Source organism: Knoellia koreensis (assembly GCF_013041615.1).
GTDB lineage: Bacteria > Actinomycetota > Actinomycetes > Actinomycetales > Dermatophilaceae > Pedococcus > Pedococcus koreensis.
This window is the reverse complement of the sequence record NZ_JABEPQ010000001.1, coordinates 1,358,407-1,373,907: the sequence shown is the minus strand read 5'-3', so window position 1 is coordinate 1,373,907 and position 15,501 is coordinate 1,358,407. Positions and strand designations below refer to the sequence as shown.

18 protein-coding genes are annotated in these 15,501 nt (G+C 72.3%); 10 read left to right on the top strand and 8 right to left on the bottom strand.

Annotation, left to right across the window (positions count from 1 at the left end):
• Positions 1 to 99: 99 nt before the first annotated feature.
• Both HJG52_RS06730 and mce read right to left on the bottom strand, forming a co-directional pair.
• Positions 100 to 744 (bottom strand): class I SAM-dependent methyltransferase, encoded by a 645-nt coding sequence (locus tag HJG52_RS06730; protein ID WP_171242693.1) that lies wholly within the window; start codon positions 742 to 744, stop codon positions 100 to 102.
• A gap of 49 nt (positions 745 to 793) precedes the next feature.
• Positions 794 to 1,237: a methylmalonyl-CoA epimerase gene (gene mce, locus HJG52_RS06725; RefSeq protein ID WP_171242692.1), complete on the bottom strand. Its 444-nt coding sequence runs from the start codon at positions 1,235 to 1,237 to the stop codon at positions 794 to 796.
• Between the two features lie 77 nt (positions 1,238 to 1,314).
• On the opposite strand from mce, the gene gatC reads away from it, so the two are divergent.
• From gatC to gatB, 3 genes are read left to right on the top strand one after another with little or no spacing between them, the layout of a single operon-like run.
• Positions 1,315 to 1,611, top strand: coding sequence for an Asp-tRNA(Asn)/Glu-tRNA(Gln) amidotransferase subunit GatC (gatC, locus tag HJG52_RS06720; RefSeq protein WP_171242691.1), 297 nt, complete (start codon positions 1,315 to 1,317; stop codon positions 1,609 to 1,611).
• A 24-nt stretch (positions 1,612 to 1,635) separates the two neighbouring features.
• Positions 1,636 to 3,153, top strand: a complete 1,518-nt coding sequence (gatA, locus tag HJG52_RS06715; protein ID WP_171242690.1) for an Asp-tRNA(Asn)/Glu-tRNA(Gln) amidotransferase subunit GatA — start codon at positions 1,636 to 1,638, stop codon at positions 3,151 to 3,153.
• Between the two features lie 4 nt (positions 3,154 to 3,157).
• The gene (gene gatB / locus HJG52_RS06710; RefSeq protein ID WP_171242689.1) at positions 3,158 to 4,708 is read left to right on the top strand and encodes an Asp-tRNA(Asn)/Glu-tRNA(Gln) amidotransferase subunit GatB; all 1,551 of its coding nucleotides are present in this window, start codon (positions 3,158 to 3,160) and stop codon (positions 4,706 to 4,708) included.
• 52 nt (positions 4,709 to 4,760) lie between these two features.
• On the opposite strand, the gene HJG52_RS06705 is transcribed toward gatB, so the two are convergent.
• Genes HJG52_RS06705 through HJG52_RS06695 form a run of 3 tightly spaced genes read right to left on the bottom strand, consistent with a single transcriptional unit; the run spans position 4,761 to position 7,272 of the window.
• Positions 4,761 to 5,339: a DUF937 domain-containing protein gene (locus HJG52_RS06705; RefSeq protein WP_171242688.1), complete on the bottom strand. Its 579-nt coding sequence runs from the start codon at positions 5,337 to 5,339 to the stop codon at positions 4,761 to 4,763.
• A gap of 41 nt (positions 5,340 to 5,380) precedes the next feature.
• A complete protein-coding gene (locus HJG52_RS06700; RefSeq protein WP_171242687.1) occupies positions 5,381 to 6,616 on the bottom strand; it encodes an alpha/beta-hydrolase family protein in 1,236 nt (411 codons plus the stop codon).
• Complete coding sequence (locus HJG52_RS06695; protein ID WP_171242686.1) at positions 6,613 to 7,272, bottom strand: phospholipase A2 family protein; 660 nt, start codon at positions 7,270 to 7,272, stop codon at positions 6,613 to 6,615. The genes HJG52_RS06700 and HJG52_RS06695 overlap by 4 nt, the downstream gene beginning before the upstream one ends.
• 171 nt (positions 7,273 to 7,443) lie before the next feature.
• On the opposite strand from HJG52_RS06695, the gene HJG52_RS06690 reads away from it, so the two are divergent.
• Both HJG52_RS06690 and HJG52_RS06685 read left to right on the top strand, forming a co-directional pair.
• Entirely contained in the window at positions 7,444 to 8,670 is a 1,227-nt protein-coding gene (locus tag HJG52_RS06690; RefSeq protein WP_240977684.1) for a sensor histidine kinase, read from the top strand.
• Between the two features lie 9 nt (positions 8,671 to 8,679).
• The gene (locus tag HJG52_RS06685; protein WP_171242684.1) at positions 8,680 to 9,345 is read left to right on the top strand and encodes a response regulator; all 666 of its coding nucleotides are present in this window, start codon (positions 8,680 to 8,682) and stop codon (positions 9,343 to 9,345) included.
• A 5-nt stretch (positions 9,346 to 9,350) separates the two neighbouring features.
• Here the strand turns inward: HJG52_RS06685 and HJG52_RS06680 are convergent, their stop codons facing one another.
• Positions 9,351 to 10,280, bottom strand: coding sequence for a PQQ-dependent sugar dehydrogenase (locus tag HJG52_RS06680; RefSeq protein WP_346767600.1), 930 nt, complete (start codon positions 10,278 to 10,280; stop codon positions 9,351 to 9,353).
• Here HJG52_RS06680 and HJG52_RS20665 point away from each other — a divergent pair.
• The 4 genes from HJG52_RS20665 to HJG52_RS06665 all read left to right on the top strand — a co-directional run bounded on the left by HJG52_RS20665 (position 10,267) and on the right by HJG52_RS06665 (position 12,972).
• The gene (locus HJG52_RS20665) at positions 10,267 to 10,518 is read left to right on the top strand and encodes a hypothetical protein (protein ID WP_240977757.1); all 252 of its coding nucleotides are present in this window, start codon (positions 10,267 to 10,269) and stop codon (positions 10,516 to 10,518) included. The genes HJG52_RS06680 and HJG52_RS20665 overlap by 14 nt on opposite strands.
• 61 nt (positions 10,519 to 10,579) lie before the next feature.
• Positions 10,580 to 11,506, top strand: coding sequence for a 2-hydroxyacid dehydrogenase (locus tag HJG52_RS06675; protein ID WP_171242682.1), 927 nt, complete (start codon positions 10,580 to 10,582; stop codon positions 11,504 to 11,506).
• Positions 11,507 to 11,605: 99 nt separating this feature from the next.
• Positions 11,606 to 12,688, top strand: coding sequence for a WD40/YVTN/BNR-like repeat-containing protein (locus HJG52_RS06670; protein WP_171242681.1), 1,083 nt, complete (start codon positions 11,606 to 11,608; stop codon positions 12,686 to 12,688).
• The gene (locus tag HJG52_RS06665) at positions 12,685 to 12,972 is read left to right on the top strand and encodes a MoaD/ThiS family protein (protein WP_171242680.1); all 288 of its coding nucleotides are present in this window, start codon (positions 12,685 to 12,687) and stop codon (positions 12,970 to 12,972) included. The genes HJG52_RS06670 and HJG52_RS06665 overlap by 4 nt, the downstream gene beginning before the upstream one ends.
• Positions 12,973 to 12,987: 15 nt before the next feature.
• Here the strand turns inward: HJG52_RS06665 and HJG52_RS06660 are convergent, their stop codons facing one another.
• Together HJG52_RS06660 and HJG52_RS06655 are read right to left on the bottom strand one after the other, a co-directional pair.
• Positions 12,988 to 14,100 (bottom strand): PLP-dependent cysteine synthase family protein, encoded by a 1,113-nt coding sequence (locus tag HJG52_RS06660; protein ID WP_171242679.1) that lies wholly within the window; start codon positions 14,098 to 14,100, stop codon positions 12,988 to 12,990.
• A gap of 57 nt (positions 14,101 to 14,157) precedes the next feature.
• Positions 14,158 to 14,769 (bottom strand): TetR family transcriptional regulator, encoded by a 612-nt coding sequence (locus tag HJG52_RS06655; RefSeq protein WP_171242678.1) that lies wholly within the window; start codon positions 14,767 to 14,769, stop codon positions 14,158 to 14,160.
• Positions 14,770 to 14,832: 63 nt separating this feature from the next.
• Between HJG52_RS06655 and HJG52_RS06650 the strand changes: the two genes are divergently transcribed.
• A complete protein-coding gene (locus HJG52_RS06650) occupies positions 14,833 to 15,471 on the top strand; it encodes a hypothetical protein (RefSeq protein WP_171242677.1) in 639 nt (212 codons plus the stop codon).
• Positions 15,472 to 15,501 lie beyond the last annotated feature (30 nt).

Sequence of the window (15,501 nt, the reverse complement as noted above, 5' to 3'; positions counted from 1 at the left end):
GGGGAGGGGGGCGAAAGCGGTGGCCTGCTGCATTCTGCTGTGGGCAGGCGGCATATGCCCGAGTTTGCATCACATCTCGGCCGTTCGGCCGACCCGTGGTCAGTTCTCGCGAGGTCTGCGCAGGACCTCGCGCCAGATGCTGACGCCGGGGGCGCTGGCCGAGGGAAGGCGCTCGCGGGTGACCGTGGTCAGCCCACCGGCACCGAAGCCGTCGAGCTGGCCCGCGGTGAACGGCCACGGTGGTCCGTCGACGACCACGCCCTCGTCGCGGGCAACCATGATGACCACGAGCGTCCCGCCCGGTGCCACCAGCGAGGCGACACCCTGGGTGGCTTGGGGGCGAACCGACTCAGGGAGGGCCTGGACGTTCATGTCCTCGACGACCAGGTCGAAGGCGCCGCGCCACTGCTCGGGCAGGTCGAACAGGTCGGCCACGACGTAGTCGACCCGGCTGTCGGGAAAGCGCGCCTTCGTGTCCCTGACGGCGGTCGGGGCGATGTCGGAGGCCGTGGTGCGAAAGCCCAGGCTGGCGACGTACTCCGAGTCGCGGCCGTAGCCGGCACCCACGACCATCGCCGTCCTGGTCTGGCCATCCGCGGTCACGCCGCTCAGGCCCTCGCGTTCGGCCCACTCCACCAGTGGCACGGCCGGGGTGCCCCGATCCCAGGGCACCTGCATCTCACCGGCCGCGGCCGCGGCATACAGCTGCTCGAACCAGGCGGTCGAGTCGTTGGTCTCGGTCATTCGCCCAGTCTCGCCGACGCACAGGTCGCCTCGGGAGGGGCCCCGCGCGTCAGTGGGTCTCGTGCGCGGGCTGGACCAGCTCGACGAGTATGCCGCCGGCGTCCTTGGGGTGGATGAAGTTGACCCGCGAGTTGGAGGTGCCGCGGCGGGGCTCGTCGTAGAGCATCCGCAGGCCGCGCTCGCGCAGGGTCTGGCTGACCGCCTCGACGTCCTCGACGCGGTAGGCGACCTGCTGCACGCCGGGGCCGGACCGGTCGAGGAACTTGGCGATGGTCGACTCGGGGGACAGCGGTGCCAGCAGCTGGATGTGCGAGCCGCTGCCGCCGACGGCCATCATCGCCTCGCGGACCCCCTGCTCCTCGTTGACCTCCTGGTGGGCCAGCTCCATGCCGAAGGTGTCGCGGTAGAACGCGATCGCTTCGTCGAGGTCGGTCACGGCGACGCCCACGTGGTCGATCGCGGTGAACAGGTTGATGGGCAGGCTGCTGCTCATGCGTTCACTGTAGGGCGGGTCCGGCGGGCCCGACACCGCGTCGGGATGAGGGCTTGCTCACCCCTAGACTGACGGGCATGTCCGCACTGTCCAGGGATGACGTCGCGCACCTCGCCGGCCTCGCCCGCATCGACCTCTCCGACGCCGAGCTCGACCGCATGGTCGGCGAGCTCGGGGTCATCCTCGAGTCCGTGGCCAAGGTGCAGGAGGTCGCGGCGGACGACATCGAGCCGATGTCGCACCCGCTGCCCATCACCAACGTGACCCGCCCCGACGAGGTGCGCCCGTCGCTCGGCGCCGAGGTCGCGCTCGCGATGGCGCCGGCGCAGGAGCAGGAGCGTTTCTCCGTGCCGCGCATCCTCGCCGAAGACTGAGCCGGACCCGATCCAAGGACCACCGTGAACACTGACATCACCCGCGCCAGCGCTGCCTCGCTGGCCGACCTCCTCGCCCGCGGCGAGGTCAGCTCGACCGAGGTCGTGCAGGCCCACCTCGACCGCATCGGTGCCGTCGACGGCGACGTGCACGCCTTCCTCCACGTCGACGGCGAGGGTGCCCTCGCCGCTGCCGCGGACGTCGACCGCCGTCGTGCGGCCGGTGAGGACCTGCACGTCCTGGCCGGTGTGCCGATCGCGGTCAAGGACGTCATGGCCACCAAGGGGATGCCGACGACCTGTGGGTCGCGCATCCTCCAGGGCTGGGTGCCGCCGTACGACGCGACCCTCGTGACCAAGCTGCGCGAGGCCGGCCTGCCCATCCTCGGCAAGACCAACATGGACGAGTTCGCCATGGGGTCCTCCACCGAGCACTCCGCCTACGGCCCCACGCACAACCCGTGGGACCTCGACCGCATCCCCGGCGGGTCGGGAGGCGGCAGCTCGGCCGCCGTCGCGGCATACGAGGCGCCCTTGGCGATCGGCACCGACACCGGCGGCTCCATTCGCCAGCCCGGCGCGGTCACGGGCACGGTGGGCGTCAAGCCCACCTACGGCGGCGTCTCGCGCTACGGCCTGGTGGCGCTCGCGTCCAGCCTCGACCAGGCCGGGCCGGTCACGCGCACCGTCCTCGACGCCGCGCTGCTGCACTCGGTCATCGGCGGGCACGACCCGATGGACTCCACCTCGATCGACGCACCGGTGCCACCGGTCGTCGAGGCCGCGCGCCGCGCGGACGTCAAGGGTCTCAAGGTCGGCGTCATCAAGGAGCTCGGCGGCGAGGGCTACCAGGCCGGCGTGCGGGCGCGCTTCGACGAGGCCGTCGCGCTGCTCGAGGGTGCCGGTGCCGAGGTCGTCGAGGTGTCGGCACCGAGCTTCGACTACGCGCTCGCGGCCTACTACCTGATCCTGCCCAGCGAGGCGTCGTCGAACCTCGCGAAGTTCGACGCCATGCGCTACGGCCTGCGGGTGCTGCCCGAGGGCGTCAGCGACCCGAGCGCCGAGCAGGTCATGGCCGCGACCCGCGACGCCGGGTTCGGCGACGAGGTCAAGCGCCGCATCATCCTCGGCACCTACGCGCTGTCCAGCGGCTACTACGACGCCTACTACGGGCAGGCGCAGAAGGTGCGTCGCCTCATCGCGAACGACTTCGCCAAGGCCTTCGAGCAGGTCGACGTGCTCGTGAGCCCGACCTCGCCGACGACGGCGTTCAAGCTGGGCGACAAGCTCCAGGACCCGATGTCGATGTACCTCCAGGACGTCGCGACCATCCCGGCCAACCTCGCCGGCGTGCCGGGCATGTCGCTGCCGAGCGGCCTCGCCGACGAGGACGGGCTGCCGACCGGCATCCAGGTCCTCGCACCGGCGACCAAGGACGAGCGGCTCTACGGCGTCGGTGCGGCGCTGGAGGCCATGCTGCTGGAGAAGTGGGGCGGGCCGCTGCTCGCAAAGGCGCCGGAGCTCGGCGTGAAGGGAGCCTGACCAGATGACCACCACCGTCACCGACGAGGTCGTGGACTACGACGAGGCGATCAAGCGCTACGACCCCGTGATGGGGCTCGAGGTGCACGTCGAGCTCGGCACGGCCTCGAAGATGTTCTGCGGCTGCGCGACCGGGTTCGGGGCCGAGCCCAACAGCCAGGTCTGCCCGGTGTGCCTCGGGCTGCCGGGCGCGCTGCCCGTCGTCAACGAGAAGGCCGTCGAGTCGGCCATCCGGATCGGGCTCGCCCTGAACTGCTCGATCGCGCCGTGGAGCCGGTTCGCGCGGAAGAACTACTTCTACCCGGACATGCCGAAGAACTTCCAGACGAGCCAGTACGACGAGCCGATCGCGGCGGGCGGGTACCTCGACGTGCAGGTGCCGGCCGAGTCGGGCCCGGGGACCGAGACGTTCCGGGTCGAGATCGAGCGCGCCCACATGGAGGAGGACACCGGCAAGTCGCTGCACGTCGGTGGCGCGACGGGCCGCATCCACGGCGCCGACCACTCCCTCGTCGACTACAACCGCGCCGGCATCCCACTCATCGAGATCGTCACCAAGCCGATCACCGGTGCGGGGAAGCGCGCCCCCGAGGTCGCGCGAGCCTACGTCGCCGCGCTGCGCGACCTGCTGCGCGCGCTCGACGTCTCGGACGTGAAGATGGAGCAGGGGTCGCTGCGCTGCGACGCCAACGTGTCGCTGCGTCCGCGCGTCGGCGACCCGACCAGTGCCGAGCAGGCAGAGGTGCCGCTCGGCACCCGCACCGAGACCAAGAACGTCAACTCGTTGCGCTCGGTCGAGCGTGCTGTGCGTTACGAGATCTCGCGGCACGCCGCGGTGCTCGACGCGGGCCACAAGATCACCCAGGAGACGCGCCACTGGCACGAGGACACCGGGGTCACCACCGCCGGTCGCGAGAAGTCCGACGCCGAGGACTACCGCTACTTCCCCGAGCCCGACCTCGTGCCGGTCGCGCCGAGCGCCGAGACGGTCGAGGCGCTGCGGGCGACCCTGCCCGAGCCCCCGGCCGAACGACGGGCACGGCTCCAGTCCGACTGGGGCTACAGCGATCTCGAGATGCGCGACGTCGTCAACGCGGGCGCGCTCGAGCTCATCGAGGAGACCGTGACGGCCGGGGCCACTCCGGCGGCCGCCCGCAAGTGGTGGCTCGGTGAGCTGGCCCGTCGCGCCAACGCCCAGGGCAAGGGCGTCGAGGACTTCGGCGTCACCCCGGCCCACGTGGCCGAGCTCGACGGGCTGGTCAAGGCCGGCCGGCTCAACGACAACCTCGCCCGCCAGGTGCTCGACGGTGTCATCGCCGGCGAGGGCACGCCGACGCAAGTGGCTGACGCGCGTGGGCTCGAGCTGGTGCAGGACGACGGCGCACTCGAGGCGGCCGTCGACAAGGTCATCGACGCGAATCCCGATGTGGCACAGAAGATCCGCGACGGCAAGGTGCAGGCCGCGGGGGCGCTCATCGGCCAGGTCATGAAGGAGATGAAGGGTCAGGCCGACGCCGGCAAGGCGCGCGAGCTGATCCTCGCCAAGCTCACCTGACCACGCGACATACCGACGTCATGCCGGTATGCCGCGTGGCCGGCGGGCGCTGCTAGCGGCGCCCACCGCCGAGGAGGCCGCCCAGGACGTCGCTGATGATGTTGCCCGCGCCGCCGCCACTGCCCTGCTGGGCACCCTGCGTGGCGCCACCGAGCACCTGGCCGAGGATGTCGCCGAGCCCGCCCGAGCCGGCCTGACCGCCCTGGGCAGACGGCGTCGCGCCGCCGGTCTTGCCCGTGACCTGCTTGACCAGCCAGGAGAGCACGATCGGCGCGAGGATCGGGATCAGCTTGCTGATGAGGCCCTTCGATGCGCCGCCCCCGACGCCGCCGAGCTGGTTGACGACCTGCTCCTCGTTGGAGCCGAAGATGTTCGACGCGATCTTGGCGCCGTCGGCCGTGTCGACCTGCGACAGGTCGACACCGCCGTCGATGAGCGAGGAGCTGTGCTGGCCCAGTGCCTGCTGGAGGGAGGCGTTGCCGGCCGGGTCGGCAGCGTTCGCCTCGAGCCCGCCGAGCAGCGCGGGCAGCGCGGTGCGGGCGGCCTGCTCCACCTCCTGCGGCTGTGCGTCCACCTGCTGTGCGAGCTGGTTGATGTCGACCTGCGACAGGATCTCGTCCACTGCTGACATGGGTCGTCCCTTTCTGGGCGCGTGAGGTTTCCCCGGTGCGGTCAACCTAGCGAGGGTTTGGGGCAGGTCGGCATGGCCAGCGCCTGGTCGGTTCCGTAGCGGTGGCCGTGTCCCTCGGGCACGGCCAGCGAACCGACGAAGTCGAAGGCCGCCTGCGCGTAGCTGACACCGGGCAGCCACGGAGCGTCCGCCTCGGCCGGGCGAACGGCCAGCCATGGCGTCGCGAGCACCACCGGGTCGTCGGCGTTGCTGACCAGCACCTCGCGGTCGACACCGGCCCGGCCGCCGCCGGGGGAGCCCACCCAGAGGGCCGAGCAGAGCCGGTCGGTCCGTCCGGGGGCGCTGACCGCCGCCTGCCCGGCGAGGGCGCCGAGGCTCTCGCCGTAGAGGTGGACCTGCGGGCGTTCGGCCTCGGGGAGTGTGTCGACGCGGGCCAGGACCGCGTCGAGCAGGGCGCGCGCACCGGTGTTCGCCGAGTCGCGCTGGAAGAGGAACGCAACCCAGCTGGGTGTGGTGGCGTACTGGAGCGACACGGTGGCCACGTCGCCCCGGAACCTCTTCTCGAAGCCCGTGACCGCCGCCGGGTCGACCCACCCCGAGCCCGTCGGCACGGCGACGACGACGTGCTCCTTGGCGAGGCCGCCACGCGACACGAGCAGGTCGGCGGCGCGCTCCGCCCGCTGGCCCAGCGACTCGTCGGCCCGCTCCGCGGCATACGCCCGCACGGCACCCACGGGTGAGCCCTGCTGGAGGACCTGGCCGGACGAGCCGGCGGCCTGGACGGGGACGGCTGGGGCGAGGAAGGCGACCGCGACGGCCGCACCGAGGACCGGTCGCCAGGTCCGGCGCCAGTGGCGTGCGAGCCACCCGATGCCGCGCAGGAGCGTGGCGGTCGCGACCGCCACGCAGGCAGCCGCCGCCCAGTGGACGGGGCCCGCCGGCGGCATGCCCGCGGCCGCCCGCTGCGCTGCCTCCACGCCGATGGCCCACCACGCGAATGCGGGCAGCACGACCGCCGTGGCGGCGAGGGTGAGCCGTCGTGTGGGCGGCCTGAGTCGCGGGGCGGCGGGTCGGAGACGACGGGTGAGGGCGGTGGTCGCCAAGACGAACAAGCCGACCGAGACGCCGCGCAGGATCGGTCCATGGGGGATGAGCGACGGGAACAGCCCGGCGACGACACCCAAGAGGACGGCGATGCTGGCGGACACCCGCGGCGGCGCGGGAAGCTCGACTGCCCTGGGGTGCAACGCAGTTCGCGTCGCGACGGCGACGCTCATGCCGACACCGCCGAGGTGGTCGCGATGGCGGCGACCGGGCGGCGGAGCCTGCGGGGGCGCAGCCGGCCCAGGCCCACGCCGGCCAGGCCGAGCGCGGAGAGCAGGACCGTGATCCCGCTGGCGGCCTGGACGATGCTCGCGGGTGTCTCGTGCCAAGGGGCCGCCCAGTGCTGGCGCCAGGAGTTGACCCGCACGGCCGCTGAGGCCGTGTCGGCGAGGGCCACGCAACTCCAGTCACCGCTGGTACAGGCCGCGTGCAGGCCCGCGTCGAACTGGTCGTCGATGGCGCGCCTGGCCGACGTGGGCAGCGGCTGACCGGACTCGTCGGCGTAGCGCAGGAGGTCGTAGCCGAGGTCGTGCCGGCGGCAGACGGCGTCGAAGCTGGCCGGCAGCGGAAGCGGCCCGGAGCACTCGCCGGTCGGGTCGACGAGCAGCCCCTGCTGGAGCCGTGGCGCATAGCCCATGGCCCGGCCGAAGCCACGGGGGATGGTCACCTCGGCGCGCTCGCCCGGTTCGTGCACGAGGGCGTCGACGGCCACCGCGCTGGCGGTCTCGGTGCCGTCGCGACCGCCCAGGGCCTGGGGCGACTCGAGCATGGCCCACAGGCACGTGCCGATGACGAGGCAGATGGTGAGGTACTTGGTTGCGGTCTTCATGACCGCGAAGCTAGGAACGCCTGACGCAACGGATCGTCATGCGCGAGAGGGGAGTTCGCCTACTGTTCTGGTCTCTCGCGGGCCCCGACCGTCTACTCGTGGGGTAGGCGGATGTCACTCCTGGGAGTGACGCGCCCCGGCCCCGGCGGCCCGTAGGCTCGCCGCGTGTTCATGAAGTCGACCAAGCAGCCCCGTCCGCGCCGGCAGCGCCTGCGCGGTCTCGCCCGCGGTGCCGGTCGGGCTCTGGCGCTGCCCGGCCGGCTGGCAGGCCGCAACGTCGACATCACCCTCGCGCTGGTCGCCGCCCTGCTGTTCTCCATCGCCTGGCCGACCCTGCCGCTGACCAATGCCGTGACCCCCAGCCTGCTGCCGGTGGTGGCCCTCTGGGAGGTGGGGCCGTTGTTGCTGGCGCGCGCCCGGCCCCTGCTCGCCTGGGGGCTGGCGCTCGCCGTCGGGGTCGGTTTCTGGGCCTCGCGGTCGGCGCTGCCCGACTGGCCGATGCCGTGGCCGGTCGTGTACTTCCTCGTGTTGCTCGCGCTGCTCGTGGGGGTCTGCCTGCGCGCACCGTGGCCCGAGGTGCTCATCGCCATCGGTGGCACCGGCGCGGTCTTCGGGGTGGTGCTGGACGGCGACCTCAAGAACTGGGCGTGGGGGCAGGCGGTGCTCGCCATCGTCGCGCTGCTGGTGCGCTGGCTGATCCTGTCGCGCCGCCAGCTCGCCCGTGAGGCCGAGCTCGGCGAGGTGGAACGCGCCCGCCGTGCGGTGCTGGAGGAGCGCAGCATGATCGCCCGCGAGCTGCACGACGTCGTCGCGCACCACATGTCGCTCATCGTGGTGCAGGCGCAGTCGGCGCCCTACCGGCTCGCGGACGTCGACGCGGCAACGCGAGAGGAGTTCACCTCGATCGAGCGGTCGGCCCGCGCCGCGCTCACCGAGGTGCGTGGCGTGCTCGGCGTGCTGCGGTCCGACGAGGGCGAACGGCTCGTCGCGCCGGTGCCCGGCGGCGGCGACGTGGCGTCACTGCTCGCTTCCGCACAGGCGGCGGGTATGCCGCTCACGTGGGATGCGCTGCCGCCCACCCTCGGTGACGTGCCCGCGGCCGTCGGCCTCGCGGCATACCGGATCGTCCAGGAGTCGCTGTCCAACGCCTCGCGCCACGCCCCAGGCGAGGCCTGCCATGTGCGCATTGACGCGGACGAGGAGGCCCTGCACCTGTTCGTGGCCAACGCAATCGGGGCAGACTCGTTGCCTGCTGAGGGCGGGGGTGGCAGTGGGCTGCTCGGGATGCGCACGCGCGCCGAAGCCGTCGGCGGCGACCTGACCGCGGGTCGTGAGGCGGACCGCTGGCAGGTGTCCGCGCGCCTACCCCTGGCCGGCGGGCGCCCGGCCGGGGCATAAGGTCGCGCCATGTCGATCTCCGTGGTCATCGTCGATGACCAGGCGATGGTGCGACAGGGGTTCGGGGCCCTGCTCGGGGCGCAGCCGGACATCAGCGTGATCGGTGAGGCGGCCGACGGGGCGCAGGGGGTGCGCGAGGTCGCGCGGCTGCAACCGGACGTGGTCCTCATGGACGTGCGCATGCCCGAGATGGACGGGCTCGAGGCGGCCCGCGCGATCCTCGGCACACCCAGCCCGAGCCGCTCGCACGTCCTGATGCTCACGACGTTCGACATCGACGACTACGTCTACGAGGCGCTGCGGATCGGGGCGAGCGGGTTCCTGCTCAAGGACGCTCCGGCCGACGAGCTCGCGCACGCGGTGCGCGTGGTGGCTCGCGGTGATGCCCTGCTGGCACCCGCGATCACGCGCCGGTTCATCGCCCAGGTGACGTCGCGTCGCGGGGTCGTGCCACGACAGTCGCCGCGGCTGGCCGAGCTGACGCCCCGCGAGCTCGAGGTGCTCGAGCTCGTCGCCGGCGGCCTGTCCAACCTTGAGATCGCCAGCCGGCTCGTCGTCTCGGAGCAGACGGTCAAGACCCACGTGAGCCGGATGCTCACCAAGCTGGGCGTGCGTGACCGGGCGCAGGCCGTGGTGTTCGCCTACGAGAACGGTGTCGTGACGCCGGGTGCCTGACCGGTTCAGGCGAGGGCCCCCGGCGGGATCGCCAGCACCTTGTCGTCGCCCTCGCGCGGGTCGCCGCGGAAGGTGTTGCTCGTGAGCACCCAGAGCCGTCCGTCGGGTCCGAGCACGGCGTCACGCAGCCGGCCGTACTCACCCTCGAGCAGTCGCTGCGGTGTGCCGACACCGTTGCTGGTCAACGGGATCCGCCACAACGACTCGCCGCGCAGCGCCGTCATCCACACGGCGCCGTCGGCCACGGCGATACCGCTGGGTGACGCCTCCGAGGTGGGCCACTGGACGAGCGGGTCGGTGAGCCCCGAGCGGCCCGCCCGTCCCTCGACGGTCGGCCACCCGTAGTTCCTGCCGGGCTCGATGAGGTTGAGCTCGTCCCACGTGTTCTGGCCGAACTCGCTGGCGTACATGCGCCCGTCCGGTGCCCACGCGATGCCCTGCACGTTGCGATGGCCCCAGGTCCAGACGCGGTTGCCGAACGGGTTGCCGGGCGCCGCCGCACCGTCCTGGGTGATGCGCAGGATCTTGCCGCCGAGGTTGTCGCGGTCCTGGGCGCGGGCCGAATCGCTCGCGTCGCCGGTGGTGACGTAGAGGTAGCCGTCGGGACCGAACGCGAGCCGCCCTCCGTTGTGGTTGCCGGCCTTGGGTATGCCGGTGAGGATCGCCTCGGGTCGGCTCGCCCGGGTGCCGTCGAAGGCGAGCCGCACGACTCGGTTGTCCTCGGCGGCGGTGTAGGAGAGGAAGACCCGGCGGTCGCGGGCGTAGTCCGGGGAGACCGCGACGCCGAGGAGGCCGCCCTCGCCGTCCGGCTGCACGCCGGGGATGGTGCCGAGGGTGACCGGTTCGGCGCCGTCGCGGACGTGCACGAGGCGGGCCTGGTCGCGCAGTGTGACGAGCGCCGACCCGTCGGGCAGGAAGGCGATGCCCCATGGCACGTCCAGGCCGCTCGCCACCGTGGACCTGCGGGTGTTCGTTGTCGCTCTCGAGCCGTTGGAGCTCGTCGGCGACGAGCTGGTGGGGTCCGACGACGTCGACATCGACGGCGAGGTCACGCCGTTCCCGGCCCGCGACGTCTCGCCACTGCAGGCGGCGAGGGCGAGGGCGCCAGCGGTGGCGACCACGGTGGTGACGGACCTGCGGCGTCGGCTCGGCGGCATACCCCATTGTGCGTGATGGCGGCCGCGACGTGGACTCGGGCGACGCCGGGCGGAGGCCCCGGACTAGCGTGAAACCCATGCCACTCGTGACGCTGCCGGGACAGGACTGGGTCGAGGCGGTGGGCCCGGTGCCGGGACTCGAGATCGAGGTCTGGGACCTCGACGGCCCACCGAGCCGGCCCGAGGAAGTGCGGGTCGTGGTGCCGCCCTACATCGGGGCCGGACCACGGCTCCGGGCGCTGGAGCAGCTGCCCAACCTCGAGCTCGTGCAGCTGCTCACGGCCGGTTACGACGGTGTGCCGGAGCACCTGCCGGCCGGCGCCCGACTCGCCAATGCCGCAGGGGTGCACGACGCGTCGACGGCCGAGCTTGCCTTGACGCTGACGCTGTCGGCGTTGCGTGGCATCCCGGAGTTCGTTGCTGCACAACAGGATCGGCGCTGGCTGCCCTATCAGGGCTTTTGGCCGGCACTCGCCGACAAGCGGGTGCTGGTCGTGGGTTATGGCTCGATCGGTCGGGCGATCGCCGCACGGCTCCTGCCGTTCGAGGTGACCGTCACCGCGGTGGCCTCCCGGGCACGCGGGGGTGACGAGCTGGTGCCGTCGGTGCACGGTGTCGACGAGCTGCCCGAGCTGCTGCCCCGCCACGACGTCGTCATCCTCATCCTGCCGCTGGGGCCGCAGACGGCCGGCCTCGTCGACGACGCGTTCCTCACCGCCATGCCCGATGGTGCGCTGCTCGTGAACGTGGCCCGGGGCGGCATCGTCGACACGGACGCGCTCGTCCGCCACCTGCAGACGGGCCGGATCCGTGCCGCGGTGGACGTCACCGACCCCGAGCCGCTCCCGGCCGACCACCCGCTCTGGTCCGCACCCGGCATACTCATCAGCCCGCACGTGGGCGGCGCATCCACGGCGTTCACGCCGCGCGCGACCCGGCTCCTCCAGGAGCAGCTGGGGGCGTATGCCGCGGGGCGGCCGCTGCGCAACCTCGTGGACCTGTAGGCGCGCTCGCCGTCGGTGCGCCGATGAGTTTCACGACGTGCCCAAGTCGACCCCTCTGACCGGTGTCCACCGACCACGAGGAGTGCCAGCATGAGCCCCATGAGCGAGACCATCGTCGGGATCGGCACACGCAAGGGGCTGTGGCTGGCACGCAGCAAGGACCGGCAGGAGTGGTCGCTCGACGGCCCGCACTTCCTCATGAGCGAGGTGCTGTCGCTGCTGTTCGACACGCGCACCGACCCGACCCGGTTGCTCGTGGGATTCCGGTCCTCGCACTGGGGACCGTCGTTGCAGCACACCGACGACCTCGGAGCGACGTGGGTCGAGCACCCGGAGGGCTCGATCCAGTTCCCGGCCGACACCGACACCGCGCTCAAGGCGACGTGGCAGCTCGTCGCCGACCCGCACGACCCGAACGTGGTGTGGGCGGGCACCGAGCCCCAGGGCTTGTGGCGCAGCGCCGACCGTGGTGAGACGTTCGAGCTCAACCGTGGCCTCTGGGACCACCCGCACCGGCCCGAGTGGGGCGAGGGGTTCGGGGGCGGCGCGATCCACACGGTGCTGCCCAGCCCGGCCGACCCCGACTCGATGCTGGTCGCGATGAGCACCGGCGGTGTCTACAACACGACCGACGGCGGGCAGTCGTGGTCGCCGGGGAACACCGGCATCCACGCCTACTTCATGCCGCACGACGAGTGGCCGGAGTTCGGGCAGTGCGTGCACAAGGTCGCGCGCGACAGCGCCACCCCGACGCGGCTCTACGCGCAGAACCACAAGGGCGTCTACCGCTCCGACGACAACGGCGTGACCTGGACCTCGATCGAGGCCGGGCTGCCGACGAACTTCGGCATGACGGCGGTCGCCCACCCGCGGCGCGGCGACTCCGTGTGGCTCGTGCCCATCGCCTCGGACGGAGAGCGCATCCCGCCGGACGCCCAGCTCCAGCTGGCCCGGTCCGACGACGCCGGTGCCACCTGGCGGGCGCTCACCACGGGCTTGCCCCACAGCTGGACCAACGTGCTGCGTGACGCCGCAGGCACCGACACCCACGACCAGCCGGGGCTCTACGTCGGCACGCGCAACGGCGAGGTCTACGCCTCCACAGACGACGGCGAGTCGTTCTCGCTCGTCGCGAGCCAGCTGCCCGACGTGCTCGTCGTGCGGGCGGGCACGCTGCCATGACGGTGCGCGTGGTGCTGCCGGGACTGTTGCGCGACCTCGCCGACGGTGCGGCCGAGCTGCCGGTGGAGCTGGACGGCGGTGCGGCGCCGCTGTCCACGGTGCTCGACCGGGCGTTCGAGCCGTGGCCGGTCCTCGCTCGTCGGGTCCGGGACGAGCGCGGCGAGATCCGCCGGCACGTCAACGTCTTCGTCGATGGCGAGGACGCCAAGCGGGCCGAGGGCGTCGACACCGAGGTGGGTGCGACCTCGACCGTGCACGTCATCAACGCGGTCTCCGGCGGCTGAAGGCGGGGCGCGCCGTCAGGCGTCCGCCCAGATGCCCTCGTCCCAGGCGTGCGCGAGGGTCGCGGTGTGTCCCGTGAGGTCCCAACCGCACTCGGTGACCCAGGCATCGGAACGGTACGTCCCGGCATACCTGTCGGCGCCGTCGCACAGCAGCGAGACGATGCTCCCGCTCTCGCCACGCGCCTTCATCTCACACGCAAGGCGAAGTGCCCCAACGAGATTCGTGCCGGTCGAGGCGCCGGCGCGCAGCCCGGTGCGGTCTGCGAGGAAGCGCATCGCGGCCACGGACGCGGGGTCGGGGACGAGCATCATGCGGTCGACCACGGCGGGGATGAAGCTCGGCTCCACGCGCGGACGCCCGATGCCCTCGATGCGCGACCCGCAGGCGTTGGCGACACCCTCGGGGTCCTCGGCGAACGCCGGCAGGAACGCGGAGTGCTCCGGGTCGACCACGCACACCTGGCTTGCGAGCCCCCGGTAGCGCACGAACCGGCCGATGGTCGCGCTCGTGCCGCCGGTGCCGGCGCCCACGACGACCCACCGGGGGACGGGGTGCCGCTCGCGCCCCATCTGCTCGAAGATCGACTCGGCGATGTTGTTGTTGCCGCGCCAGTCGGTCGCGCGCTCGGCGTAGGTGAACTGGTCGAGGTAGTGGCCGCCGAGCTCGTCCTCCAGCTGTCGCGCCACCTCGTAGACCTCGCCGGCGTCGTCGACGAGGTGGCAGCGGCCGCCCTCGCGTTCGATGAGGGCGATCTTCTCGACACTGGTGCTGCGCGCCATCACCGCGATGAAGGGCAGGCCCAGCATCCGGGCGAAGTAGGCCTCGGACACCGCGGTCGAGCCGCTCGACGCCTCGATGACGGTGGTGCCCTCGCGCAGCTCACCGTTGCACAGGGCGTAGAGGAACAGGGACCGCGCGAGCCGGTGCTTGAGGCTGCCGGTCGGGTGGGTCGACTCGTCCTTGAGGTAGAGGTCGATGTCGGGGAGGCCGGGGACGGGCACCTGCACGAGGTGGGTGTCGGCGCTGCGGTTGGCATCGGCGTGGATGCGCCGCACCGCCTCGTCGAGCCAGGCGCGGTCGGCGGGTCGGCTGGGGGTCACGTCGACGAGTGCGGGCGCCTTCGGCATGGGCTCGAGACTATCGGTGGCGTATGCCGCGTGGTCGCGGCCGGGGGCGGCTGTCGGTCAGCGCGTGGTGGCCTCGACGAGCAGCGGCAGGAACTCCCGCTCCAGTGCCCCGGCGCGCACGGCTCGTGGCTCGAGCAGGTGCTGGCCGAGGCCGCCCTGCAGGACGATCGTGAGCAGCCGGACGAGGTCGCTCGTCGGGACGGCGAGCTCGAGGTCGTGCCGCGCGGCGATCGACTCGATGAGCGCGCCGAGCTCCTTGCGGATCTGCGACTGGAGCCGCTGCCAGGCGCGTCGGGCGTCGTCGTCCCGGACGGCGTGGAGGGCGAACTCGGTGGTGAGGAGGTACCAGCGACGTCGTTCGTCCGGGTCGCGGGTCCAGATGTCGACGACGCGTTCGAGCAGGTCGGGGAGGGTGAGGCCGGGTTGGGCGGCTACCTCGGCGATGGCCTGGCGGAGCGAGGCCGCGTGCTCGGCGTAGAGCTCGATGACCAGCTCGTCCTTGCTGGCGAAGTTGGAGTAGAAGGCCCCCCGTGTGAAGCCGGCCGGTTCACAGATGTCCTCGACGCTGGCACCGTGGAAGCCACGCTCGGCGAACACCTCGGCGGCGGCTGTGAGCAGACGCGCCCGGGTGGCTTGGCGGCGGGGAGTGAGCTGGCTGGCGGTGGTCACGGCCTAAGGATACACTCCTGTATCGAATACAGATATGTATCGAAAGTTCTGAGGACGGAAACCATGGAGCTCATCGCCGATCGGGTCGAGGTCGCAGGGGTGAGGGGGCTGCTGCTCCTGCCGACGAGCCTGCGGGCCGAGCCGCGTCACCCGGTGCTCGTGGCGGCCGACCCCGGCTACCCCTCGGTGGCGCTGGCCCTCGCGATCGGCGGCCGTGTGCCACTGGCCGGGGGATCAGTGACCCTCGACGGAGACCCCGACCCGATGCGGCGCCGTCGTCACGTGTCCCTGGTCGATGTGCCCGACGTGACCTCCCCGGAGGACGCCGTGAGCGTGCACTCCGCGGTCGCCGAACAGCTCGCGCTTGCGGGGCGTCCATCGGACCGTGCCGCGACGCGGGCCGTCCTTGCCGCTCACGGGCTCGAGGACTACGCCCACGAGCGGTTCGAGGCGCTGGACGCCACCGACCGCACCCTGCTGCTCATGGACATCGCCGCCAGCCGCGCCACCACGCGGGTCCTCGTCGTGGCGGCCCCGGACCGCCACGGCGGCAGCCCGGAGGCGTGGTGGCGCGCGGCCCACCGGCTCGCGTCGACCGGCCTCACCGTCGTCGTCGGGTGCAGCCACGCAACCGTACGCGCACTCGGCGACCCGCCGCACTTCGCCGTCGGCGAGACCACCGAGCTCGAGGTGTCCGCATGAGTACCCCACGAAGTTCTTCCCCTGCTGCGC